22 protein-coding genes, 5 tRNA genes and 1 other RNA gene are annotated in these 22995 nt (G+C 67.5%); 18 read left to right on the top strand and 10 right to left on the bottom strand.

Annotated elements, in window-relative coordinates; all coding sequences use genetic code 11:
• The first annotated feature begins 9 nt into the window (after positions 1-9).
• The 8 genes from clpP to FW784_RS00650 all read left to right on the top strand — a co-directional run bounded on the left by clpP (position 10) and on the right by FW784_RS00650 (position 7789).
• Positions 10-636: an ATP-dependent Clp endopeptidase proteolytic subunit ClpP gene (clpP, locus tag FW784_RS00685; protein WP_149351441.1), complete on the top strand. Its 627-nt coding sequence runs from the start codon at positions 10-12 to the stop codon at positions 634-636.
• Positions 637-785: 149 nt separating this feature from the next.
• Complete coding sequence (gene clpX / locus FW784_RS00680) at positions 786-2075, top strand: ATP-dependent Clp protease ATP-binding subunit ClpX (RefSeq protein ID WP_149351440.1); 1290 nt, start codon at positions 786-788, stop codon at positions 2073-2075.
• A gap of 304 nt (positions 2076-2379) precedes the next feature.
• Complete coding sequence (gene lon / locus FW784_RS00675) at positions 2380-4809, top strand: endopeptidase La (RefSeq protein ID WP_149351439.1); 2430 nt, start codon at positions 2380-2382, stop codon at positions 4807-4809.
• A 215-nt stretch (positions 4810-5024) separates the two neighbouring features.
• Positions 5025-5297, top strand: coding sequence for an HU family DNA-binding protein (locus FW784_RS00670; protein WP_133479882.1), 273 nt, complete (start codon positions 5025-5027; stop codon positions 5295-5297).
• Between the two features lie 39 nt (positions 5298-5336).
• Positions 5337-5411, top strand: a tRNA-Val gene (locus tag FW784_RS00665).
• A gap of 31 nt (positions 5412-5442) precedes the next feature.
• A tRNA-Asp gene (locus tag FW784_RS00660) sits at positions 5443-5519 on the top strand.
• Between the two features lie 102 nt (positions 5520-5621).
• Positions 5622-5698: transfer RNA gene (locus FW784_RS00655), tRNA-Asp, on the top strand.
• Between the two features lie 117 nt (positions 5699-5815).
• Positions 5816-7789, top strand: a complete 1974-nt coding sequence (locus tag FW784_RS00650; protein WP_149351438.1) for a SurA N-terminal domain-containing protein — start codon at positions 5816-5818, stop codon at positions 7787-7789.
• 250 nt (positions 7790-8039) lie between these two features.
• Here the strand turns inward: FW784_RS00650 and FW784_RS00645 are convergent, their stop codons facing one another.
• The 3 genes from FW784_RS00645 to gloB form a co-directional block, all read right to left on the bottom strand.
• A complete protein-coding gene (locus tag FW784_RS00645; RefSeq protein ID WP_149351437.1) occupies positions 8040-8834 on the bottom strand; it encodes an enoyl-ACP reductase FabI in 795 nt (264 codons plus the stop codon).
• Positions 8835-8904: 70 nt separating this feature from the next.
• Entirely contained in the window at positions 8905-10008 is a 1104-nt protein-coding gene (locus tag FW784_RS00640) for a lytic transglycosylase domain-containing protein (RefSeq protein WP_149351436.1), read from the bottom strand.
• On the bottom strand, positions 10005-10787 hold the full coding sequence (gene gloB, locus FW784_RS00635; RefSeq protein WP_149351435.1) for a hydroxyacylglutathione hydrolase: 783 nt from the start codon (positions 10785-10787) through the stop codon (positions 10005-10007). The genes FW784_RS00640 and gloB overlap by 4 nt, the downstream gene beginning before the upstream one ends.
• Before the next feature lie 284 nt (positions 10788-11071).
• On the opposite strand from gloB, the gene rnhA reads away from it, so the two are divergent.
• Both rnhA and dnaQ read left to right on the top strand, forming a co-directional pair.
• Complete coding sequence (gene rnhA, locus FW784_RS00630) at positions 11072-11536, top strand: ribonuclease HI (protein WP_149351434.1); 465 nt, start codon at positions 11072-11074, stop codon at positions 11534-11536.
• Positions 11537-11612: 76 nt separating this feature from the next.
• Positions 11613-12353, top strand: coding sequence for a DNA polymerase III subunit epsilon (gene dnaQ / locus FW784_RS00625; protein WP_149351433.1), 741 nt, complete (start codon positions 11613-11615; stop codon positions 12351-12353).
• 3 nt (positions 12354-12356) lie between these two features.
• On the opposite strand, the gene FW784_RS00620 is transcribed toward dnaQ, so the two are convergent.
• Together FW784_RS00620 and FW784_RS00615 are read right to left on the bottom strand one after the other, a co-directional pair.
• On the bottom strand, positions 12357-13061 hold the full coding sequence (locus FW784_RS00620) for a PP2C family protein-serine/threonine phosphatase (protein WP_149351432.1): 705 nt from the start codon (positions 13059-13061) through the stop codon (positions 12357-12359).
• A 125-nt stretch (positions 13062-13186) separates the two neighbouring features.
• Positions 13187-13277: transfer RNA gene (locus tag FW784_RS00615), tRNA-Ser, on the bottom strand.
• Positions 13278-13389: 112 nt separating this feature from the next.
• Between FW784_RS00615 and FW784_RS00610 the strand changes: the two genes are divergently transcribed.
• Positions 13390-13794, top strand: a complete 405-nt coding sequence (locus FW784_RS00610; RefSeq protein ID WP_149351431.1) for a DUF6165 family protein — start codon at positions 13390-13392, stop codon at positions 13792-13794.
• A 9-nt stretch (positions 13795-13803) separates the two neighbouring features.
• On the opposite strand, the gene FW784_RS00605 is transcribed toward FW784_RS00610, so the two are convergent.
• The gene (locus FW784_RS00605; protein ID WP_149351430.1) at positions 13804-14859 is read right to left on the bottom strand and encodes a glycosyltransferase family 9 protein; all 1056 of its coding nucleotides are present in this window, start codon (positions 14857-14859) and stop codon (positions 13804-13806) included.
• Positions 14860-14878: 19 nt separating this feature from the next.
• Between FW784_RS00605 and FW784_RS00600 the strand changes: the two genes are divergently transcribed.
• From FW784_RS00600 to FW784_RS00590, 3 genes are all read left to right on the top strand, one after another.
• Positions 14879-15616 (top strand): 3-deoxy-D-manno-octulosonic acid kinase, encoded by a 738-nt coding sequence (locus FW784_RS00600; RefSeq protein ID WP_149351429.1) that lies wholly within the window; start codon positions 14879-14881, stop codon positions 15614-15616.
• Entirely contained in the window at positions 15613-16377 is a 765-nt protein-coding gene (locus FW784_RS00595; protein WP_149351428.1) for an MBL fold metallo-hydrolase, read from the top strand. Before FW784_RS00600 ends, FW784_RS00595 begins: the two co-directional genes overlap by 4 nt.
• 65 nt (positions 16378-16442) lie before the next feature.
• A complete protein-coding gene (locus tag FW784_RS00590) occupies positions 16443-16724 on the top strand; it encodes a hypothetical protein (RefSeq protein WP_149351427.1) in 282 nt (93 codons plus the stop codon).
• A 145-nt stretch (positions 16725-16869) separates the two neighbouring features.
• Here FW784_RS00590 and ffs read toward each other — a convergent pair.
• An RNA gene (gene ffs, locus FW784_RS00585) (signal recognition particle sRNA small type) lies at positions 16870-16966 on the bottom strand.
• 51 nt (positions 16967-17017) lie between these two features.
• Positions 17018-17110, bottom strand: a tRNA-Ser gene (locus FW784_RS00580).
• A gap of 154 nt (positions 17111-17264) precedes the next feature.
• Here FW784_RS00580 and dnaX point away from each other — a divergent pair.
• The 4 genes from dnaX to FW784_RS00560 all read left to right on the top strand — a co-directional run bounded on the left by dnaX (position 17265) and on the right by FW784_RS00560 (position 20532).
• A complete protein-coding gene (dnaX, locus tag FW784_RS00575; RefSeq protein ID WP_149351426.1) occupies positions 17265-19136 on the top strand; it encodes a DNA polymerase III subunit gamma/tau in 1872 nt (623 codons plus the stop codon).
• 35 nt (positions 19137-19171) lie between these two features.
• Positions 19172-19498 carry a YbaB/EbfC family nucleoid-associated protein gene (locus FW784_RS00570; protein ID WP_149351425.1) on the top strand — a complete coding sequence of 109 codons (327 nt, stop codon included), beginning with the start codon at positions 19172-19174 and terminating at the stop codon, positions 19496-19498.
• Positions 19499-19568: 70 nt separating this feature from the next.
• Positions 19569-20165: a recombination mediator RecR gene (gene recR / locus FW784_RS00565; RefSeq protein WP_149351424.1), complete on the top strand. Its 597-nt coding sequence runs from the start codon at positions 19569-19571 to the stop codon at positions 20163-20165.
• A gap of 7 nt (positions 20166-20172) precedes the next feature.
• Positions 20173-20532 (top strand): histidine triad nucleotide-binding protein, encoded by a 360-nt coding sequence (locus tag FW784_RS00560; protein WP_149351423.1) that lies wholly within the window; start codon positions 20173-20175, stop codon positions 20530-20532.
• Positions 20533-20611: 79 nt separating this feature from the next.
• Here FW784_RS00560 and FW784_RS00555 read toward each other — a convergent pair whose 3' ends face one another.
• Positions 20612-21100 carry a Slp family lipoprotein gene (locus tag FW784_RS00555; protein ID WP_149351422.1) on the bottom strand — a complete coding sequence of 163 codons (489 nt, stop codon included), beginning with the start codon at positions 21098-21100 and terminating at the stop codon, positions 20612-20614.
• A 35-nt stretch (positions 21101-21135) separates the two neighbouring features.
• The coding region (locus FW784_RS00550; protein ID WP_149351421.1) for a transglutaminase TgpA family protein at positions 21136-22995 on the bottom strand (1860 nt) is incomplete at its 5' end.

Genomic DNA, 22995 nt, shown 5'->3' with positions numbered 1-22995 from the left:
CGTCGACCCATGGACAACCGCCCCCACGCCCTAAATCTCGTGCCGATGGTGGTCGAGCAGACCAGCCGCGGCGAGCGCGCGTACGACATCTACTCGCGCCTCCTCAAGGAGCGGGTGATCTTCCTGGTGGGTCCGATCGACGACCACGTCGCAAACGTGATCGTGGCCCAGATGCTATTCCTCGAGGCTGAAAACCCCGAGAAGGACATCAACCTGTACATCAACTCGCCCGGTGGCGTGGTTACGGCAGGCATGGCGATCTACGACACGATGCAATACATCAAGCCGGACGTGAGCACGATCTGCGTTGGACAGGCAGCGTCGATGGGTGCACTGCTGCTGGCATCGGGCGCGGCAGGCAAGCGCTATGCGCTGCCGAACGCGCGCGTGATGATTCACCAGCCGCTCGGCGGCTTCCAGGGCCAGGCGTCCGACATCGACATCCACGCCCGCGAGATCCTCACGCTGCGCCAGCGCCTGAACGAGATCCTCGCCAAGCACACCGGCCAGCCGATCGAGACAATCGCCCGGGATACCGAACGCGACAACTTCAAGAGCGCGCAGGCCTCCAAGGAATATGGCCTGGTCGACCAGGTGCTCGAGCGTCGCCCGGAAGATTCCATCCAGGCTTCCTGAGCAAGCGTCCCCGCCTTCGAGGGCGGTTCCACCGACCCGGAAATGACGGCGTCCCGGGCCCGCGAGGGCCTCGGGTCGCTGTGCTATCCTCGGGCCGCCATTCAGCGGTGTGGTTCCACACTGCTAAACCAGTATTAGCCGGGCAGAACATGAGCGACGACCGACAGGGCCGCACGGGCGAAAGCAGCAAGATCCTCTACTGCTCGTTCTGCGGGAAGAGCCAGCATGAGGTGCGCAAGCTCATCGCCGGCCCGAGCGTGTTCATCTGCGATGAATGCGTCGAACTCTGCAACGACATCATTCGCGAGGAGCTCCAGGAGAAGGCGCAGTCCACGCGCAGCCATCTTCCGAAGCCGAAGGAGATCCTCGAGGTTCTCGACCAGTACGTGATCGGGCAGTCGCGCGCCAAGCGCACGCTCGCCGTGGCGGTGTACAACCACTACAAGCGCATCGAGAGCCGCCAGCGCAACGACGAGGTCGAGCTGGCGAAGTCGAACATCCTGCTGGTAGGCCCGACGGGCTCGGGCAAGACGCTGCTGGCCGAAACGCTGGCGCGGCTTCTGAACGTGCCTTTCACGATGGCCGACGCCACGACGCTGACCGAAGCCGGTTACGTCGGCGAGGACGTCGAGAACATCATCCAGAAGCTGCTGCAGAAGTGCGACTACGACGTCGAGAAAGCGCAGCAGGGCATCGTCTACATCGACGAGATCGACAAGATCTCGCGCAAGTCGGACAACCCGTCGATCACGCGCGACGTGTCCGGTGAAGGCGTGCAGCAGGCGCTGCTCAAGCTCATCGAAGGCACGGTTGCCAGCGTGCCGCCGCAGGGGGGGCGCAAGCATCCGCAGCAGGAGTTCCTGCAGGTCGACACGCGCAACATCCTCTTCATCGTGGGCGGCGCGTTCGCGGGTCTGGACAAGATCATCCAGCAGCGCAGCACCGACACCAGCGGCATCGGTTTCGGCGCGAAGGTGAAGAGCTCCGAGCGCAAGGCCGAGATCGGCAAGGTGCTGGCGGAAGTCGAGCCCGAGGACCTGATCAAGTTCGGCCTGATCCCCGAGTTCGTCGGTCGCCTGCCGGTGATCGCGACGCTTGAGGAGCTCGACGAGCCGGCGCTGGTGCGCATTCTCACCGAGCCCAAGAACGCCATCACCAAGCAGTTCAAGAAGCTGTTCGAGATGGAGGACGTCGAGCTGGAGTTCCGGCCCGACGCGCTCGTGGCCATCGCCAAGAAGGCCCTCAAGCGCAAGACCGGCGCGCGCGGGTTGCGCACGATCGTGGAATCCGTGCTGCTCGACACGATGTATGACCTGCCGTCGCTGGAAAACGTCAGCAAGGTCGTCGTCGACGAGACGGTGATCGAGCACAAGGCCGAGCCGTACCTGATCTACCAGAACCCGCCGGCGCCTCAGGCGAAGGCCGCTTCCGGCGAGTGACGGCCGGTGTTGACAGTTCTGACGGGCGGCCCAGGCCGCCCGTTGTCGTTTCAGGCCGGGTTCGTCGCGCTGCGCCGCCGCGGCCGCTGTGCCGCCGCGCCGTCGGTTGCGTTACGGCCGTGCTGTGCCTACGGCCGCTTGCGCGCCGGACGCGACGGACCGGGCGAGCTGACGCCGCCGCGCCGCTGGTATGGCGCTTGCAACCATTTTCCGCGAACCCCATTAAGGGTCCGGGCGAGTCTCCACGCCCTTTTTTCGGCGCCGGCCGCATGCTGGCCCGAGCCATGCACCCGGGAGTAGCTAAATGACCGAATCCACCGCCCGCGAGTTCCAGGACCTTGCGGTCCTGCCGCTGCGTGACGTCGTGGTCTTTCCGCACATGGTCATCCCGCTGTTCGTCGGCCGGGAGAAGTCGATTCGCGCGCTCGACCATGCGATGGAAACCGACAAGCAGATACTGCTGGTCGCGCAGAAGTCGGCGGATGTGGACGACCCGTCGGGCAGCGACCTCTACGCCGTCGGCACGCTCGCGCACGTCCTGCAGCTGCTCAAACTGCCGGACGGCACGATCAAGGTGCTGGTGGAGGGCGTGTCGCGCGCGAAGGTGGACAAGGTCGTCGAACGAAACGGCGCACTCGTCGGTCGCGCCCGCCCGATCGATGTGGAACCTGATCGCGAAGAGCGCGAACTCGAAGCCGTCACGCGAACGTTGCTCGGCCTGTTCGAGCAATACGTCAAGTCCAATCGCAAGCTGCCGCCCGAGCTCATGCAGACGCTGCAGGGCATCGACGACCCCGGCCGCCTTGCAGACACCGTCGCCGCGCATCTCTCGGTGCGCATCTCCGAGAAGCAGCGCCTGCTCGAGGCCAGCGGCGTGGGCGAACGCCTCGAGATGCTGATCGGTTTCGTCGACGGCGAGATCGACGTGCAGCAGCTCGAGAAGCGCATCCGCGGCCGCGTGAAGTCGCAGATGGAGAAGAGCCAGCGCGAGTACTACCTCAACGAGCAGATGAAGGCGATCCAGAAGGAACTGGGGGACATCGACGATGCGCCGAACGACATCGAGGAGCTGACGCGCAAGATCGCCGAAGCCGGCATGCCGAAGGAGGTCGAGGCAAAGGCGAAGTCGGAGCTCAACAAGCTCAAGCAGATGTCGCCGATGTCGGCCGAGAGCGCTGTCGTGCGCAACTACCTCGACTGGCTGCTGGGCGTGCCGTGGAAGAAGAAGACGAAGGTCCGCAAGGACCTGAAAGTCGCCCAGGAAGTGCTCGACGCCGACCACTTCGGCCTCGAGAAGGTCAAGGAACGCATCCTGGAATATCTCGCGGTGCAGACGCGCGTGCAGAAGATGCGCGGGCCGATCCTGTGCCTCGTCGGACCGCCGGGCGTGGGCAAGACATCGCTGGGGCAGTCGATCGCGAAGGCGACCAACCGCAAGTTCGTGCGCATGTCGCTCGGCGGCGTGCGCGACGAAGCCGAGATCCGCGGGCATCGCCGTACGTACGTGGGTTCCATGCCGGGCCGCATCGTGCAGAATCTCAACAAGTGCGGCAGCAGGAATCCCCTGTTCGTGCTCGACGAGATCGACAAGATGGCGATGGACTTCCGCGGCGATCCGTCATCGGCGCTGCTGGAGGTACTTGATCCCGAACAGAACAGCGCGTTCAACGACCACTACCTCGAGGTGGACCTGGATCTCTCCGAGGTGATGTTCGTCGCGACGTCAAACTCGCTGAACATCCCGGGCCCCCTGCTGGACCGCATGGAAGTCATCCGCATTCCCGGTTACACGGAAGAGGAAAAACTCAGCATCGCCGAGCGCTACCTGCTCGCCAAGCAGATCAAGGCCAACGGCCTGCGCGAGGAAGAGATCCGCATCACCGACGACGCGTTGCGCGACACAATCCGCTACTACACGCGCGAGTCCGGCGTGCGCAACCTCGAGCGCCAGATCGCGAAGATCTGCCGCAAGGTGGTGAAGGAACTCGCACTCGCCGGGCCGAAGGTGCGCAAGACCGCCGTGCTGGTCAATCCGAAGAACCTCGAGAAGTACCTCGGCGTGCAGCAGTACGACTTCGGTCGCGCCGAGGAGCAGAACGAAGTGGGCCTGGTGACGGGTCTGGCGTGGACGCAGGTCGGCGGCGATCTCATGCAGATCGAGGCCGCGCTGGCGCCGGGCAAGGGCGCCATGCTGCTCACGGGCCAGCTGGGCGACGTCATGAAGGAGTCGGCATCGGCGGCACTGTCTGTGGTGCGCGGCCGCGCCGAGAGCCTCGGGATCGACATCGACTTCCTGACCAAGCACGACCTGCACGTTCATGTGCCGGAGGGCGCGGTGCCGAAGGACGGACCGTCCGCGGGCATCGCGATGGTCACCGCGCTGGTGTCGTTGCTGACGCGCAATCCGATCAAGGCGGACGTGGCGATGACCGGCGAGATCACCCTGCGCGGACGCGTGCTTCCCATCGGTGGGCTGCGCGAAAAGCTGCTGGCGGCGCTGCGTGGCGGGATCAAGACGGTGATCATCCCGGACGAGAACAGGAAGGATCTCGTCGACATGCCCAGGTCGGTGACCAAGGGCCTCGACATCATCCCGGTGAAGTGGATCGACGAGGTCCTCGGTGTCGCGCTGGAGCGCCCGTTTACGCCGTCGGCGGCGCCGATTCCGGTGCCGGAAGAAATGCCCGTGCACGAGGTCCCCGTGGGCACGACACCGGTTGAAGTGACGCACTGATACTGCGTCGCTGGATGTGCTAGCGAGCCGGAAAGCCGCGTCGTTACTGGCTTTCCGGCTTGCGCCTGTCTCGACGGCGCTGGTATAACGAGCGCCGTCCGCGTCGTCGCACGAGCAACGTGCCGGGCGGAAAGTCGAACAGGGGATCCTGCCGGTCAGGGGTATGTCCGGTTCTCAGCACATTTGCGGCGCAACGCCGCCCACGGAGTAGAAGAATGAACAAAGCCGATTTTGTCGCGGCCATCGCCGATGCCGCCGAACTGTCGCGCACGGAAGCCGCAAACGCCGTCGACGCGATGGTCAGCGTGATCACCAAGACGCTCAAGAAGGGCGAGACCGTGACGCTGGTCGGCTTCGGCACGTTCGAGGTGCGCAGCCGCGCGGCTCGCCAGGGCCGCAACCCGAAGACGGGCGAGACGATCAAGATCGCCGCGTCGAAGAATCCGTCGTTCAAGGCTGGCAAGGCCCTGAAGGACGCTGTAAACTAAATAGCTCGTCTGCCAGCGCAGTTTGGTGCTGGTCGAGCCGGGTGCTTAGCTCAGCGGTAGAGCGTCTCCTTTACACGGAGAGGGTCGGGGGTTCGAAACCCTCAGCACCCACCACAGCATCCTGGCAACAAGAAGTTTCAGACGCGGAGTGGTAGTTCAGTCGGTTAGAATGCTGGCCTGTCACGCCGGAGGTCGCGGGTTCGAGTCCCGTCCACTCCGCCATGTTGTTTCGAAGGCGCCGTTCGCGGCGCCTTTGTTTTCCGGGCGCACACCGGGCAGAAATGCGAAAGCAGCGGGCAGCGAAAGCTGTCGCATCAGCACAATGGAGCGGTAGTTCAGTCGGTTAGAATGCTGGCCTGTCACGCCGGAGGTCGCGGGTTCGAGTCCCGTCCGCTCCGCCATCTTCGAAAAGCGCCGAAAGGCGCTTTTCTTTTGGGCGACATCCGCGCGCCGGCGCAGCGCGTCCACGACCCGTGCAAGCGGCTACACTGTCGGGCTTCGCCCAACGCCGTGCCGCAATGCTGCAGAACCTACGCGACAAGACTTCCGGCTGGGTCGCCACCGTGGTGCTCGGCCTGCTCGTGGTGCCGTTCGCCTTCGTCGGCGTCCAGGACTATTTCCAGCGTTCGCGCGAGATGCCGGTCGCGTCGATCAGCGCGCCGCCGTCATGGTGGGCGTCCGCGCCCGCCGCATGGCCGGTATCGATGCTCTGGGAGCGCCAGGACGTCAGCCAGCGCGACTTTCGCGAGCGCTTCGAGCAGGAGCGGCAGGCTGCGCGCCAGCAACAGGGTGCGCAGTTCGACGCCCGCGACTTCGAGAGCGCCGCAAGCAAGCGCAAGGTGCTGGACGGCCTGATCGACGAACGCGTACAGGGCCTGTGGGCACAGCGGCAGGGCATCGCCGTCAGCGACGCGATGGTGCAGGGCGAAATCGCTGCGATCCCCGCTTTCCAGAGCAACGGCAAGTTCGACCTGCAGCAGTACCGCCTCGCGCTGCGCACCTTGAACCCGCCGCGGACGGAGCGGCAGTTCGAACAGCTGGTCCGCGACGGCCTGGCGCAATCCATGCTTCGCACCACCGTCGGCGCCAGCGCATTCGCGACCCCGACATCGACTGACCGTCTCGTCGCGCTGCTCGGCGAGCGTCGCGACCTCTCGATGGTCGAGCTGCCCGCGCTGCCGGCCGATACCGCGCCCGTGTCGCCGACCGAGATCGAGTCGTGGTATCGCGGCCACAGCGCCGCCTATCGCGCGCCGGAGACGGTGGCACTCGAGTACGTCGACATCGACGCCTCGACGCTCCCGGCGGCGGCTCCGATCGACGAGGCCGCACTGCGCGAGCGCTACGAGCAGGAAAAGACCCGTTTCGTCGCGCCTGAGCAGCGCCAGGCCTCGCACATCCTGATCAGCGTGCCGGCAGGAGCGAGTGCCTCGATCGACAAGGCCGCGCACGACAAGGCGACACGCCTGGCAGCGCAGGCCCGCGTGCCGGGCGCGGACTTTGCCGCGCTTGCACGTGCCAACAGCGACGACACGGGCTCCAAGGCTGCCGGCGGCGATCTCGGCTTCGTGGCGCGTGGGGCGCTTGCGCCGGCGTTCGAGAAGACGCTCTTCGCGATGCAGCCGGGGCAGGTGAGCGATCCGGTACGGACCGAGTTCGGCTGGCACGTGATCACCCTGCGTCAGGTGCAGGCGGGCCGACAGGAGGCCTTCGAGCAGGCGCGACCGGCGCTGGAGAAGGAGCTCGCGGACAGCGCGCGCGAGAAGCAGTTCAATGAGGTCACCTCGAAGATCGTCGACGCGGTGCTGAAGAACCCGTCGACGCTTGGCCCCGCCGCCCGTCAGGTCGGCGTGCCGCTGCTGACCGCAGGGCCTCTGGCGCGCGGACAGGGGAGCGGCGCGCTCGCGCACCCGCTCGTCCAGCGGACCGCATTCTCCGAGACGGCCATTGGCCAGGGCATGGTGTCCGACCCCATCGACATCGGCAAAGACCATACGGTGCTGTTGCGCGTGACCGGGCACACAGCTGCGCGCCAGCTCGCCCTGCCTGAGGTGCGCGACCGGGTCGTGGCGGCGATCCACGCCGATCGGCTGCTGAAGGCCTCACGGACGCGTGCCGAGGCGATCGCCGCCCAGGTAAAGGCCGGGCAGCCGCTCGCGCAGGTCGCAGCGAGCCAGGGGCTGCCGCCGCCGAAGCCATTGCTCGGTGTGCCTCGTGGCGCCGAGGTCCTGGCGCCGGGCGTATCCGATGCGTTCTTCGCCGCCTACGCGCCAAGGGGCAAGGCCGCTGTCGGATCAAAGGTCCTGCCGGATGGCCGCGCCATCGTGTTCGTCGTCGACGCGGTCAAGCCGGGCAACGTGGCCGACGTGGGCGGCGACGCGGCGCAGATCGCACGGCAGATCGCACAGTTGCATGGGGTCGTCGACTTCGACGCGACCGTGCGCGCCCTGCGCCGCAGCTACAAGGTCCAGGTGAACGAGTCCAACCTCTGACCTCCTGCCTCTGATGGCGTACGACGGCTCGCCTGGTGGCGGGCCGTCGTCGTATCCGGGCGCTCGTTGCGGCAACGCCGACCGGCCGCGCCGATGTTGGACAACAACCGCACGACCGCACGACCGCACGACCCCGCGACCGCACGACCCCGCGACCGCCAGCCTGTCCGCACGTACTGCCGCCTTCATAAGCAAAGAAAAAGCCCGGCATTGCCGGGCTTTTTTTTCGGTCAGTTGGCGTCGCGTCCGATCAATCTTCGTCGCCGATGCCCGTCATCCCGAGGATGTTGTAGCCCGAGTCGACGTACGTCACTTCGCCGGTGATGCCCGCCGCGAGGTCCGAGCACAGGAACGCCGCTGCGTTGCCGACGTCCTCGATGGTGACGCTGCGGCGCATCGGCGCGTACGACTCGAAGTGGTGGAGCATCTTGCGGAAGTTGGCGATGCCGGCGGCCGCAAGCGTCTTGATCGGGCCCGCGGAGATGGCGTTCACGCGCGTGCCCTCCGGCCCGAGGTTGAGCGCGAGGTAGCGCACCGTGGCTTCGAGGCTCGCCTTCGCGACGCCCATGACGTTGTAGTTCTGCAGCGCGCGCTCCGCGCCGAGGTAGCTCAACGTCAGGATCGAGCCGTGGCGTCCCTGCATCATCGGGCGCGCGGCCTTGGCGAGGGCGGCGAGCGAATACGCCGAGATGTCGTGCGCCATCGCGAAGTTTTCGCGGGTCAGGCCGTCGAGGAACTCGCCTTCGATCGCCTCGCGCGGCGCGTAGGCGATGGCGTGCACCAGGATGTCGAAGCCGTCCCAGCGCTTGCCGAGCTGTTCGAAGCACTGAGCGATCTGTTCATCGCTGCTGACGTCCAGCGGGATCACGATGTCGCTGCCGCACTCGGCGGCGGCGGCTTCGACGCGCGACTTGAGCTTCTCGTTCTGGTACGTGAAGGCGAGTTCGGCGCCCTGGCGATGCATTGCCTCGGCGATGCCGCTCGCGATCGAGCGCTGGCTCGCGATACCCGTGATCAGTGCGCGCTTGCCCTGAAGGAAACCCATGTGCTCTCCGTAACTGGCGCCCATTGCGGTGGGCGGGGCGCCGTAGTGTGCCCGCCGCGAGCGCGCGAGGCTACTTCGAGGCGAGCGAATCCACGGCCAGCACCATGCCGGGCGCGAGCAAACGGCTGGCGTGCAACCCGTTGAGGCTCAGCAGTTCGGCGACGCTGACCTTGTAGCGGCGCGCGATCATCCACAGGCTTTCGCCCGCTGCGACGATGTGGCGGCGTGGCGACGACGTAGCGAACGCCGCCACGGTGTCCGCCGACGCGGGCTGCGGCGAAGGCGACAGCACGCTGGCAACCGCCGAGGCACCCGGCGACGCGCCGGCCACGCTGCCAAGCGCGGAGGCCGCGGAACCCGGCGCCATCACTGAAGCAGTCTCGATCGCGGCGGCCGGGCTGGGCTTCGGGCGCTCCATGGCGATCATCGTCTGCGAAGACGCGATCGGTCCCAGCGCGCGGACCGGGCGATCGAGCGACGCCATGAAACGGGGCTGGTCATCGGCGCGTGCAATCACGCACGAAATCGCGTGCAGTTTGTCGTCGTATGCCTGGGTGATGGCGGAAAGCCCCCCGAGCGATTCGGGCTTCGCCGTGCGCGGGGTCTGGCCGGCGCGCTTGATCGCGCCGAACACGCGGTATTCGCCCGCGTTGTACGCCATGACCGCCAGTCGCCAGTTGCCACCGAACATGCCGTGCAGGGTCTTGAGATAACGCACGGCGGCGCGGGTGGAGTCGACCGGCGAAAGCCGGCCGTCGTAACCCGCGCGCATCGGGACGTTGTGGTTGCGTGCCGTCGTGGTGATCATCTGCCACAGCCCGGCCGGGCCGGCGCTGCTGCGCGCACTCGGCTTGTAGCCGCTTTCAACGAACGGGATCAGCGCGTATTCGGTCGGCAGATGCGCCGCGCGGACCGACTCGACCACGTGGCCGAACAGCACCAGCGTGTCGTCGCTTCGATCGGCCAGGCGCTCGGGTGCGTTGGCGAACTGGTGAGTCCAGCGCGAGGGCTGGGCGGGGCATTCCGGTTCGGCCAGGCCGGCGCGGAAGTGCTCGTAGATCTCGCGGCCGTTACGGCTGTCGGAGGCATCGGCGGCAAGCGTGGTGCCGGTCGCGGCGAGCCCAAGCGCTGCCACGAGCGCGGCGGCGCCCGTCTTATTAAGAAGAGTGTTCATGCCGCGAATCCGTCTTTCCACGCGCGCAGCGTGGCGAACGTTTCGACGCGGCCGGCGGGCGCGCGGCCCAGGCGGCGCGACGCGGCGTCTACGACCGCGGGCTGATCGCAGCGCAGGAAGGGATTGCAGGCAAGTTCGCTGCCGATCGTGGTCGGGAGCGTGGGCTGTCGAGCGTCTCGCATGGTCTTGGCCTCCTTCATGCGGCGCCGCAGCGCCGCGTTGTCGGGTTCAACCACCACCGCAAATGCGGCATTGGCCAGCGTGTACTCGTGCCCGCAGCAGACCCGGGTAGCGGGTGGGAGCGCTGCGAGCCTCCCCAACGAGTTCTCCATCTCGGACGCGTCGCCTTCGAAGAGGCGTCCACAGCCGAGGCTGAAGAGGGTGTCGCCGCAGAACAGCACGGGATCGTTCCCGGCGTCCTCGACGTAGAAAGCGATGTGCGTGCGGGTATGGCCCGGCACGTGCATCACTCGAATCGACCAGTCGTCGATATGGAAAGCCTCGCCGTCGGCGGGGCGGTGCATGTGCAGGCCGACGCGGTCGTCGTCCGGGCCGTAGACCGGTGTGTCGTGCCAGCGCTCCAGGAGGGAGGCGGCACCGGCCACGTGGTCATCGTGGTGGTGGGTCAGCAGGATCGCCGCGGGCACGAAGGCATCGGCGTTGGCTGCTTGCAGAACCGGGCCGGCTTCGCCGGGATCAACCACCAGCGCTCGGCCCTTGGAATTGCGTAGTACCCAGATGTAGTTGTCGACGCGCGCACTCAACGGCTGCAGACGCATTGGCAAGTACCTCCATCGGTTAGGGCCACCTCAGCGTGATGCCTCCTGAATACGCTGAACGGCTGGGGTGCTGGTCCCGAAGAAGGGGCGACCTTGCCCACCCCGGCCGGCCCCGTCAACCCTCGGTGACCGTGACAGCCGGCCCTCACCGGCCGCAGATGTTGAGAAATGTTCCCTAAATGACTGATTTCGAGGCTCCGACATCCATACTTAAGCGTATGGAAACGCCCCGACGAGCGGTCCAGCCAACGGGCGGGGCACAATGGCGGATGCGCGAAAACCCGATGAACGACCTCAAGGCGGTCGAAATCCACACCGACGGCGCCTGCCTCGGCAATCCCGGCCCCGGCGGCTGGGGCGCGTTGCTGCGCTACAAGGGCCGCGAACGCGAGCTTTCGGGCGGCGAAGTCGACACGACGAACAACCGAATGGAGCTGATGGCAGCGATCCAGGCACTGGAAACGTTGACCGAAGGCTGTGGCATCGACCTCTACACGGATTCCCAGTACGTCCGGCAGGGCATCACCGAGTGGATGCCGGGTTGGGTGCGTCGCGGATGGAAGACGGCCGCCGGGGCCCCGGTCAAGAATCGCGACCTGTGGGAGCGCCTGAAGGCCGCGACCGACCGTCACCATGTGCAGTGGCACTGGGTGAAGGGCCACAACGGCGATCCGGACAACGAACGGGTCGACGAGCTCGCGCGCGTGGCCGCCACAGCGATCAAGCAGGGTGAGCGCCGCCACGCGTGACCGATGCGCGCGTCGCGCACGCACGTGTGCGACGCGTCGTCGTTAGGCTTGTGCGCAACGACGTCCCGGAACCGCCATGCGCCAGGTCATCCTCGATACCGAAACCACCGGCCTGAGCTGGGAACGCGGCTGCCGCGTCGTCGAAATCGGCTGCGTGGAGTTCATCGAGCGCCGGCCGACCGGCCGCACGTTCCACCGCTACCTCAATCCGGGCTGCGAATTCGAGCCGGGGGCGCAGGAAGTCACCGGACTTACGCTCGATTTCCTGTCCGACAAGCCCAGTTTCGCGGAGGTCGTCGAGGAGTTTCTCGCCTTCATCGAAGGCGCCGAGCTGATCATCCACAACGCCACGTTCGACGTCGGCTTCCTGGACAACGAACTGCGCCTGTGCGGCTCGCATTTCGGCTGCCTCGCGCACCGTTGCAGCGTCGAGGACACGTTGCTCCTCGCGCGCAAGCGTTTCCCGGGGCAGCGCAATTCACTCGACGCGCTCTGCCGTCGCCTCGGTGTCGACAATTCGCATCGCCAGCTGCACGGCGCGCTGCTCGATGCCCAGCTTCTCGCCGAGGTCTACATCGGCCTGACGTCGGGACAGAGCGACCTGGGCTTCGGGGATGTCGCCGCCGAGCTCGGCGCGCAGGCGCTTCCGTTCGAGATCGACCTCAGCCGCCCGAGGCCGCGCGTGCAGGTTGCGGCCCACGACCTCGATGCACACGAGGCGCGGCTCGCCTCCATTCGCAAGAAGGCTGGCACCGTCGTCTGGGATCGGACCGCGCACGACGAGGCGGGCGCAGGCGGCGCCCTCGCGCCCGCCTGATCTTCAGGCGCGACGCACCAGCACCACGGTGATGTTGTCCGAGCCGCCGCCATCGAGCGCCGCGGCGACGAGCGTTTCCGCCGATTCCTGCGCACTGCAGTCGAGCTGCGCGAGCACCCGCGCGATCGCACGATCGTCGACTTCTTCCGTCAATCCGTCCGAACACAGCAGCAATTGCATGCCCGGACGCAACTCGCCGGTCATCGTTTCCACGTTCAGGCTGCGCGGGTCGGTAACGCCAAGCGCCTGCGTGACCACGTTGCGATGCGGGTGGCTGCGCGCCTGTTCCTGCGTCAGCGCCCCATTGGCAATGAGTTCCTGCACGTAGCTGTGGTCCTGCGAGAGCTGCAACAGCTGCCCCTCGCGCCACAGATAGACGCGGCTGTCGCCAACCCAGGCAACCTCGAAACGGTCGCCCTTGATGCGCGCGGCAACGACGGTGGTGCCCATCGGCAAGGCGTCGTTGCGACGCCGTGACATCGCGATGATTTCCTCGTCGGCGATGCGGATCGCCTGCGCGAGCGGCGTGCCGTCGCGGATCTCGCGAACGATGGTCTCGCGGGCCAGCGCACTGGCCACCTCGCCGTATTCGTGCCCGCCCATGCCGTCGGCGACGAGCCAAAGGCCCAGCTCGCCGTCGGCGTAGTAGGTGTCCTCGTTGAGTTCGCGACGCAATCCAGCGTGGGTCAGATGTCCGTATTCGATCATGGGCTCGCACGCCTGCCGGCTGGCCCTTCGAATCATCGGCGTGCAGGCGCCGGAGGGCAAGGCGGGAAAACACTTATGCGCGCCGAAAACGAAAAAGGCCCCCGTTCGGGAGCCTGTTTCGTATCTGGCGGAGAGGGAGGGATTCGAACCCTCGGTACGCTATAAACGTACGCCTGATTTCGAGTCAGGTACATTCGACCACTCTGCCACCTCTCCAGATGACGCCCGCCGACGCGCAGCGGGGCCGTGAATCATACGGCGGAGGCAGCCGTGCGACAAGGGCGCGAAGCCCGCCGCTACACTATCGTCCCCCGCTTCCGAGGCTCCCATGTCCGAGATCCAGGCGCCGGTTTCGTTTGGCGAACTGCTCGACAAGATCGCGATCCTGCAGATCAAGTCCGAGCGCATGAAGGATGCGGCCAAGCTTGCGAACGTGCGCAAGGAACTTGCCGCGCTCGAGCAGACGTGGATGGCGCACCCGGCCGCCGGCCACGACGTGGTCCCCCTGCGCGCCGACCTCAAGGCAGTCAACGAGCGGCTTTGGGAGATCGAGGACGACATCCGGGTCAAGGAGAAGCGGCAGGAGTTCGATGCCGAGTTCATCCGGCTCGCGCGCGCCGTCTACTTCGAGAACGACGAACGCGCGCGCATCAAGAAGGACATCAATCTCGCGCTGGGTTCCGCCTACGTCGAAGAGAAGTCGTACCAGGACTATCGGCAGCCGGCAGGCTGAACCCCAGAGTCACGCGGTATCGGCGACGTAGCGTTCGAAGGCAGCGATCGCGTCCTCGACGGTCACCAGGTCCATGACATCGTCGAATTCGATCTTCGTGCCCCAGGCGAGGTCGGCCGCGGGACGGTGCAGGAAGCGTCGGGCCGCCGTGTCGTAGCGATCGACGCAGTAGCGCAGGTCGCTGTAGGGCCCGCTGCGCAACGGATTGCTGGCTGCGTGCAGGCCCAGCACTTTCGTTCCCATCGCGTTGGCGATGTGCATGGGACCCGAGTCGGGGGTCATCAGCAGGTCGCCGCGGGCGAGCAATGCGGGCAACTGCTTCAGCGTGTCCTTGCCGATCAGGTCGAGCGGCGCGGAGCGCATCGCGGCGGTGATCGCGTCGCCGGCCTTGCGTTCGAGGTCGCTGCGGCCGCCGCAGAGCACCACCCGCCAACCGCGCGCGACGGCATGGTCCGCCACCGCGGCGTAACGCTCGCTTCGCCAGTTGCGTCGCACATGGCTCGAACAGGGCGAAATCAGCAGCGTGCGATGGCCGTCATCCGGCCATTGCGCCGCGGCCCAGTCGAACGCTTCCTGCGGCACCGGCATCTCCCAGCGCACATGCGTCTGCTTGAGGCCCAACGGCTCGCAGAAACTTCCGATCGCATCGAGCGCGTGGACGCCGGGCCGGGCCGGGATGCGTTCCCGCACGAACAGGCCGTGCAGGTCCTTCGAGCGCGCGCGGTCGTAACCGATGCGACGACGCGCGGGGACAAACGCCGACAACAAGTTCGCGCGCGCGGCCACCTGCATCTGCAGCAGGGCGTCAAAGGGCGCCTGGATCGAGCGGCGCAGTTCACGCATCCCGGCGACGCCGCTCTTCTTGTCGTACACGATGAAGTCGACGCCGGGCAGGCCGGTCAGCAGGCGGTGCTCAGCCACGCCGATAACCCAGCTGATGCGGACCTGTGGAATTCCGCCGCGCAACGTGTGGATCAGCGGCAGCACATGCGTGACGTCGCCGAGCGCGGATAGCCGCAGCAGGCAGACATGCGGGTGCGGCGCGAGCGGAAGAGGGCCTGTCATGCGCTGCTAGACTCCGGTCATGACGCCCGCGCAGGCCGAAGCACGGATCGAATTCGACGGCCCCGAGGGCCGAGGCGCGATTGTGTTCGACGCGACGCGCGCCCCACAAGCCGCACCGGAATGGTTTTCGCCCGACACCTGGGGCGCGCAGGCCAGGCCTGTCGAAACCGGCGGCCGCGGTGCCGCGTGGTTCGTCGATGCGCCCTTCGGCGGCTGCGTGCTCCGACAGTACCGTCGTGGCGGCCTCGTCGCCCGCGTCAGCAGGTCGGACTATCTGTGGCAGGGCGAACCCAGCGTCCGGAGCGTTGCCGAACTGCGCCTGACGCGCGAGGCCCAGCGCCGCGGCATCAGCGTGCCGACGCCGCTCGCCGCGTTCTACGAACGCCGCGGCATCCGCTACCGCGCGGCGATCCTGGTCGAACGGCTGCACGATGTGAGCACGCTCGCCGCACGCGCCATGGAGCCACGTGCCCCCTGGGCCGAGGCAGGCCGGCTGGTGGCGCGCATGCACCGCGCCGGGCTGGATCACGCCGACCTCAACGCCGACAACCTGCTGTTCGACGCGGCGGGCAACGGCTGGGTGATCGATCTTGACCGCGGGCTGTTCCGCACCCTCGGCAACGGTTGGCGCGAGCGAAACCTCAGCCGGCTGCACCGTTCGCTGCTGAAGCGCCGCGGCGTGCGCGACGTCGGCGAGGTCGAGGAAGATTTCACGCGTCTGCGTCAGGCATACGACGCCGAGTGGGAAGCCAGATGAGCTGGGCATTGCGGTTGCACGGTGTCGGCAACGCGTCCGCTGTGGCGCTCGGCTCGGCAATGGCGACGATCGAGCGCGATGGCCGCCCGTGGCTCACGATCGACTGCGGCGCGGAAGGGCTTACCGACTACCAGGCGTGCTACGGCGAATCGCCGCGCGCGCTGTTCATCACGCATGCGCATCTGGATCACGTGGGCGGTTTCGAGCGGCTGTTCGTCGACACTTACTTCGATACGACGCGGCGCGGCGAAGTGATCGTGTATGCCCCCGCACCGTTGGTGCCGCTGCTGCACCAGCGCATAGGTGCGTATCCGAACGTGCTGGCCGAGGGCGGTGCGAATTTCTGGGATGCGTTCCGGCTGGTGCCGGTCGGCGACGGTTTCTGGCACGACGGCATCCGGCTCGACACGTTCGCGGCACGCCATCACTGGCCCGATACCGCGTTCGGCCTGCGCCTGCGAGGCAGCATGGTCTGGACCGGCGATACGCGGCCCATCCCGGAAATGCTGGCCTGCCATGCCGACGCGGGTGAACTGGTCGCGCATGACTGCGGCCTTCACGGGAACCCGTCGCACAGTGGCATCGACGACCTCGAGCGCGAATACCCGCCGGCGCTTCTCGAACGCTGCCTGCTCTATCACTACGCAAGCGCTGCGGACGGGGCAGCGCTGGCCGCGCGCGGGTACCGGGTCGGGCGGGCAGGGGACGTGATCCCGTTGACGGAACCGACCGCTCATCGCGCCGAGCCGTGGCCGGGCTGAGCCCTCGCACACCGCGCACGCGCCAGGCGATACCGTCGAGCTTTCCGACTTACCGACCCTTCCCCATGTCCAAGCGCCGGCACCGAATCCGCGTCTTCCTCAACGAACCCGGCCGCATCGAGTTGGCGACCGTGCTCACGCCATGGCTGCGCGTCGGCGCGACGTTCGGCGCCTACGTCGAATGCCGCAAGGTCGACGACAGCGGCGCCTACTTCGAGATGCTTCTCGACCTGCAACCCGACGACGACGAGAGCGTCGACGTGCGCCTGCGCGTGCCGCACCATTTCGTCTCGGGCGTGCTCGACGTGTCGGATTTCGATGCGTTTTCGGCGCTGTACTCAGCCTGAGGCGCGCTGCAACCGCGATTGCCCGCCAAGCGAATCCGTACATGCGGCGGCCGTTGCGCCGCAGCCGAAAAGCGAACGTGCACCGGCCACGCGCCGGTGCCAGCTTCGTGCGGCTGCTGCCCAAGGCGGGACAGAAATGGCGATGGCCCCGCCGGCTGACCTCGGCGCCCGCGTCGATCGATACCGTTGCTGCCTTCCGGCCCTGGCGGAGTTTTCGACCTAGCGTCGCGAGGGGCCGACGGGGCCACCATAGAGACTTGCGTGGAACACGCCCGTATTGCGGCGTTGATATATGGCGGAGAGAGGGGGATTCGAACCCCCGAAGCGCGGTTTAGACGCTTACACACTTTCCAGGCGTGCTCCTTCAACCGCTCGGACACCTCTCCGCACCTGGGCCCGAGTCCGGCATCCGGCCGTCTTCAGGGCCGCCGATTCTACGCCGCGGCGGCCCGCAGCCACAAGGCGCGCACGGGCTGCGACGAGGCTCTGGCACAATCGTTCCACCTCGCCGGACGCGCCGGCGGCACCCGCCGGAACCGAATGTCCTACCTTGTCCTCGCCCGCAAATGGCGCCCGAAGCGCTTCGCCGAACTGGTCGGGCAGGAGCATGTCGTGCGGGCGCTGACCAACGCGCTGGACAGCGGCCGCGTGCACCACGCCTTCCTGTTCACCGGCACCCGCGGCGTCGGCAAGACGACGATTGCGCGCATCTTCGCCAAGTCACTCAACTGCGAGCGCGGCACGTCGGCCGACCCCTGCGGCGAGTGCAATTCCTGCCGCGACATCGACGCCGGCCGCTTCATCGACCTGCTCGAGATCGACGCCGCCAGCAACACGGGCGTCGACGACGTGCGCGAGGTCATCGACAACGCGCAGTACATGCCGTCGCGCGGGCGGGTGAAGGTCTACCTGATCGACGAAGTGCACATGCTTTCGAAGTCGGCGTTCAACGCGCTGCTGAAGACGCTGGAAGAGCCGCCCGGGCACGTGAAGTTCCTGCTGGCCACCACCGACCCGCAGAAGCTGCCGGTGACCGTGCTGTCGCGCTGCCTGCAGTTCAACCTCAAGCGTCTGGACGAGGAGCAGATCCGCGGCCAGATGCGCAAGATCCTCGAAGCCGAGCAGATTCCGGTCGAGGACGGCGCGATCCGCCAGCTCGCGCGCGCGGCCGATGGTTCGCTGCGCGACGGCCTTTCGCTGCTCGACCAGGCGATCGCGTACACGGCGTCGCAGCTCACCGATGCCGCGGTAGCAACGATGCTGGGCACGGTCGACCGCGGCCATGTCGGTGCGCTGCTCGACACGCTCGCCGCCGGTGACGGCGCAGCGCTGATGGCGGAAGTCGAACGCCTCGGCGAGTTCTCCCCCGATTGGGACGACGTCCTCGAGGCGATCGCCGAAGCGCTGCACCACGTGCAGGTGCGGCAGCTGGTGCCGGGCGCGGTGCTGGAAGTCGAGGGTCTTGCGGTCGACGCGCTCGCCGAAGCGCTTGCGCCCGAGCTCGTGCAGCTGTGGTACCAGATGGCGCTCAACGGTCGCCGCGACCTGCCGCTCGCGCCCGGCCCGCGCGCCGGATTTGAAATGGTGATGCTGCGGATGCTGGCGTTCCGGCCTGATGCCGGCAGCGACGGCACATCGGTGCGCAGCGAGCGGCCGGTCGCGTCCGCACCGCAGCGTCAACGCGGCGATGCAGCGGCTGCCGCACGTGCGGAGCTTTCGCGCGCCAAGGTGGAGGTCGCGTCGGCGGATCCCCAGGCTCGCGCCACGCCGTCACTGACGTCGTCGACGCCAGCCGCAACCTCCGAACCGGCGGCGATGCCGGTCGCATCCAACGTGCACACGGGAAAGCCGGGTGCGACGGGCGTCGCACTGGAGGAGGTCGCGCGCAGTCATGGCGCTGAAACGCTGGCGGCGCCTCGACTCGACGCGCCCACGTCCCCGGAGGTCGCGTCAACGTTCGTCACGACGGGCGGCAACGTGCGGCCGCACGAAATGCCGACCGAAACTGTCGCCGCTGATAGCGGCATCGCGGACGCCGACGCTTGGCGCGACTGGGTCGCCGCCTGCGACCTGCGCGGCCCGGCGCGGATACTCGCGGAAAACGTCGGCTTCGTTGGTTGCAGCGCCGGCGTGCTGTCGCTGTCCATCGAGCCGTCCGACGAACACCTCAAGGGCCCGGCGATGGTGAAGATGCTCACCGATGCGCTGGTGCCGCGCTTCGGGCGTGCGCCGCAGATCCGGTTCGAAGCGCCGGCGCGTCCGGTCGATTCGGTGCGCGTCCATCTCGAACGCGCGCGCGACGCGAAGCAGACGACCGCCGAGCGCGATTTCGAACAGCACCCCGACGTGCGCAAGCTTGTCGCGCAGGGCGCCCGAATCGTTCCCGAATCCGTGCGCCCGCTGGAAGGCTGACGCCAACCGTTTTTCGAAACCCAGGAGTCCAGACGATGCGTGGAAACATCGGCCAGCTGATGCAGCAGGCGCAGAAGATGCAGGAAAACCTGCAGAAGGCACAGGAAGACCTGGCCAAGATCGAAGTCACCGGCAACGCCGGGGCGGGCATGGTCAGCGTGACGATCACCGGGCGCATGGAGTGCCGCAAGGTGCGCATCGACCCGAGCGTGATGAGTGACCCCGAGATGGCCGAGGACCTGATCGCCGCCGCCTTCAACGACGCCGTGAACAAGGTCAATGCCGAATCGCAGTCGCGCATGTCGTCGGCGACGGCGGGCATGCCGATTCCTCCGGGCATGAAGCTGCCGGGCCTGTTCTGAGCAAGGCGCGCGCCATGTCGATGCGTGCCTTGTTGAGCCCGCATGCTTCGCCGAGGTGGGCGGAGTTCCCATGAGCACGCTGCTGGAGCAACTGATCGAAGCGTTTCGCGTGCTGCCGGGCGTGGGCGGCAAGTCGGCGCAGCGCATGGCGTACCACGTGCTCGAGCGCGAACGCGCCGGCGGCCAGCACCTCGCCCAGGTATTGGCCGAGGCCGTGGTGCGCATCGGTCATTGCGCGCGCTGCCGCGACTTCAGCGAGAGCGAGGTCTGCCACGTCTGCGCGAGTGCGTCGCGCGATGTCGATCAGCTCTGCGTCGTCGAAACACCCGCTGATCGCCTCGCCATCGAACAGGCGACCGGCTACCGCGGGCTCTACTACGTGCTGCAGGGTCGGCTTTCGCCGCTCGACGGCATTGGCCCGCGCGAACTTGGCCTCGACCGCCTGAGCGCGCGCCTGGCTGAAGGCGAGGTGCGCGAGCTGATCATCGCCACCAACCCGACCGTGGAAGGCGAAGCGACGGCGCATTACCTTGCGCAACTGGCGCGGCAGCAGGGCGTGACGCCGAGCCGCCTCGCCTACGGTGTGCCGCTTGGCGGCGAACTCGAATACGTCGACCGCGGCACGCTGTCCCATTCCTTCGGCACGCGTTCTGAAATCCGCGAATGAGGTGCGTATGAGCGACTCCGACACCACGCTGTTCGGCAAGATCATCCGCCGCGAAACACCGGCGGACATCGTGTTCGAGGACGACGACCTGATCGCCTTCCGCGACATCGCGCCTTCCGCGCCGGTGCACGTGCTGTTCGTGCCGAAGACGCCGATTGCATCGCTCGATGCCGCCAGGCCCGAGCACGCCGCATTGCTGGGCCGATTGATGCTCGCGGCGGCCGACTACGCGCGCCGAGAGGGCTTCGCACGGGATGGCTACCGCGTGGTGGTCAACTCCGGGCGCGATGCCGGGCAGACGGTTTTCCAGCTCCACCTGCACCTGCTCGCAGGCGCTGCACTCGGGGGCTTCGGGGCACGACACTGACGGGCGTCGCGCGCTGCGCCGCAAGAAAAAGCCCGCCATTCCGGCGGGCTTTTCCATTGGACCGGTCAGCGGTCGCGCATCACCACCAACCCCACCACGGCCACGGGGCGGGACGCTCGATCACGTCGACGCGTTCGCGAACGGGCCACAGGTAGACCACGTCGGCGGCGACGCGCGGCACCCGGTAGTCGTACTGCCCGATACGACGCGATTCGTAGCCCTCAATGCGGCCGGTAAAGGTCACCTCGCGGTTCTTCTCGAATACCGCGGGGTCGTAGAAACCTGTTCGGCACGCGATGAAACGCCCGCCGACGTCGTCGCTCGCCCAGTAGGGGCGGCCGGAGACGTCGAGCTTGGTCGAGATCATCTGGAAGCAGGTGCGATTGGGCTGCGGCTCGACTTCAACGATGCGGCCACCCCAACGCACCACGGCGCCTGTGCTGTCGCGTTCAACGGCTTCGCGCGGCGTGAGCGGTGTGAACTGGCCCTGCAGCGGCTGCGGCACGCTCGCGCATGCAGCGAGCGCAGCGGCGAGGGCGACGACAAGTACGGTCTTGCTCGGGTTCATGGCGGCCTCCGGACGGGAGCGCGTCCAGCACGTGATCAGGAAGGGCGGTGGCGACGAAGCTCGCGTACCAGCCCACGCACGGACGCCCCGTCCGCGACATTGGCAGCGTAACGCGCTTGCGTGAATCGGGCGACGAGATCCTGCAGCTGCGCCGCGCCGGTCGCGCGCGCCTTCGTGATCCGTTCAGCCCAGACAGTCGCTGGTTCGTGCGGCGCGCGTCCAAGGCCCAAGCGGGCATAGCGTCGATCGAGCGCATGCCAGGCGCGCAGCACCGGATCGCGCTCGCGCGGGCCGCGGGTTCCCAGCCAGACCATCAGCCCCAGCGCGAGCGACGCGGCAATACCGAACGCGATCGCCAGCTCCGTCGGATCCATGCGGCGCAGGCCCAGCGGCGCCAGCAACCGCGACTGCCGGTCGGCGTTGAAGCCAAGCACCATGTCGTTCCAGTTCTGCTTCAGCCAGTCGGTGACCTGACTGATGCCGCGGGGGCCCTGCAGCGTCTCGAACAGGCCGCCGTCGGGGAGCTGGTCGTCGACCGTGTCGTAGATGCGTTCGGGCGCGACCGCCGCGGTGGGATCGACGCGCACCCACCCGCGCCCGGGCAGCCACACTTCGGCCCAGGCATGTGCGTCCATGCGCCGGATCATCCAGTAGCCGCCCAGGCGGTTCCATTGACCGCCCACGTAGCCGGTGACCACGCGCGTCGGGATGCCGGCGCTGCGCATCAGCATCGTGAAGCCGCCCGCGAAGTGCTCGCAGTAGCCGACGCGAGTGCGGAACAGGAAGTCGTCGATCGAATCGCGATCGAGCGGCGGCGCGGCGATCGAGTACGCGAAGTCGCGATGGATCCAGTCGAGGGCGTACGTGACGATCGCGCGGTCGTCGTGCAGGCGCGTCCGCAGCTCGCGTCCAAGCGCGACGGTGCGCGGGTCGAAGCCCCCGGGCAGTTGCAGTGCGCGACGCCGTTGCGATGCGCTCAACGTAGCGCCGAACGCGGCGGGCGGAGACGACGTCATGCGCCAGCGCGTCAGGCCGGCCAATGCGCGCGCACTGCGAAGCGAGTAGTCGGAGGTCGCTGTAGCGCCGGCGGGAATCTCCAGCGGAAGGTCGAGCGCCACCAGCTGGCTGCGGTCCGTCGGTTCGATCTCGAGCGTGTACGTCCAGCGCGTGCGGGATGGAACTATCGACGGCGGTGTTGCGTCGGCGCCTGCGCCCCGCCGCCACGTGCGTCCGTCGAACGACCACAGCACCGGGCCGCGCCAGTACATCGCCGACTTGGGCGGCGTGGCGCCTTCGAAACGCGCACGCGCGGCGACGCGGTCGTCGGCGAGCAGGTCCACCCAGTCGCCGGGTGACATCGTGTCGGATAGGCCGACCCTGGCCTGCGCGCGGCCGGGCACGCCCCACATCGGCGACGCGATGCGCGGGAAAAGCCAGAAGATCGCGAGCGCGAGCGGGATCCCACCCACGAGCAGGCGCAGCGACTGTTTCAGCGGTGCGGCGAACCCCGCGGTGGGCGCGCCACCTTCGGCGGCTGCGAACCGGTGCATCGCGCCGAGCGCGAGCGTCGCGCCGATCAGTCCGAGAGCCAACGAAGTCGGACCCTGGTCGAGCAGGAACGTCGAGAACGGCGCGAACAGCGCGAATCCGACCAGGCTGCGCGCGTCCCGCAGGCTGACGGTTTCCGAGGGTTTGAGCGCGAGCATCGCGCCGAGCAACGCGCAGCCGGTGTCGCGCCCGAAGTTAAAGCCGAACTGCGCGCTGACGGCCGCGACGATCGCTATCGCCAGCAGCGCGCGGGTCACGTTCGACAGTGGCCGCCGCCACGAGAGCGCGGCGATCAACACGCCGGTTACCGCGATCGCCGCCGCGGTCGGCGCCGGCAGCTGCAGCAG

Source organism: Cognatilysobacter lacus (assembly GCF_008274655.1).
GTDB lineage: Bacteria > Pseudomonadota > Gammaproteobacteria > Xanthomonadales > Xanthomonadaceae > Cognatilysobacter > Cognatilysobacter lacus.
Note: the sequence above shows the minus strand (reverse complement) of the source record. Positions and strands in the feature narration are given on the sequence as shown.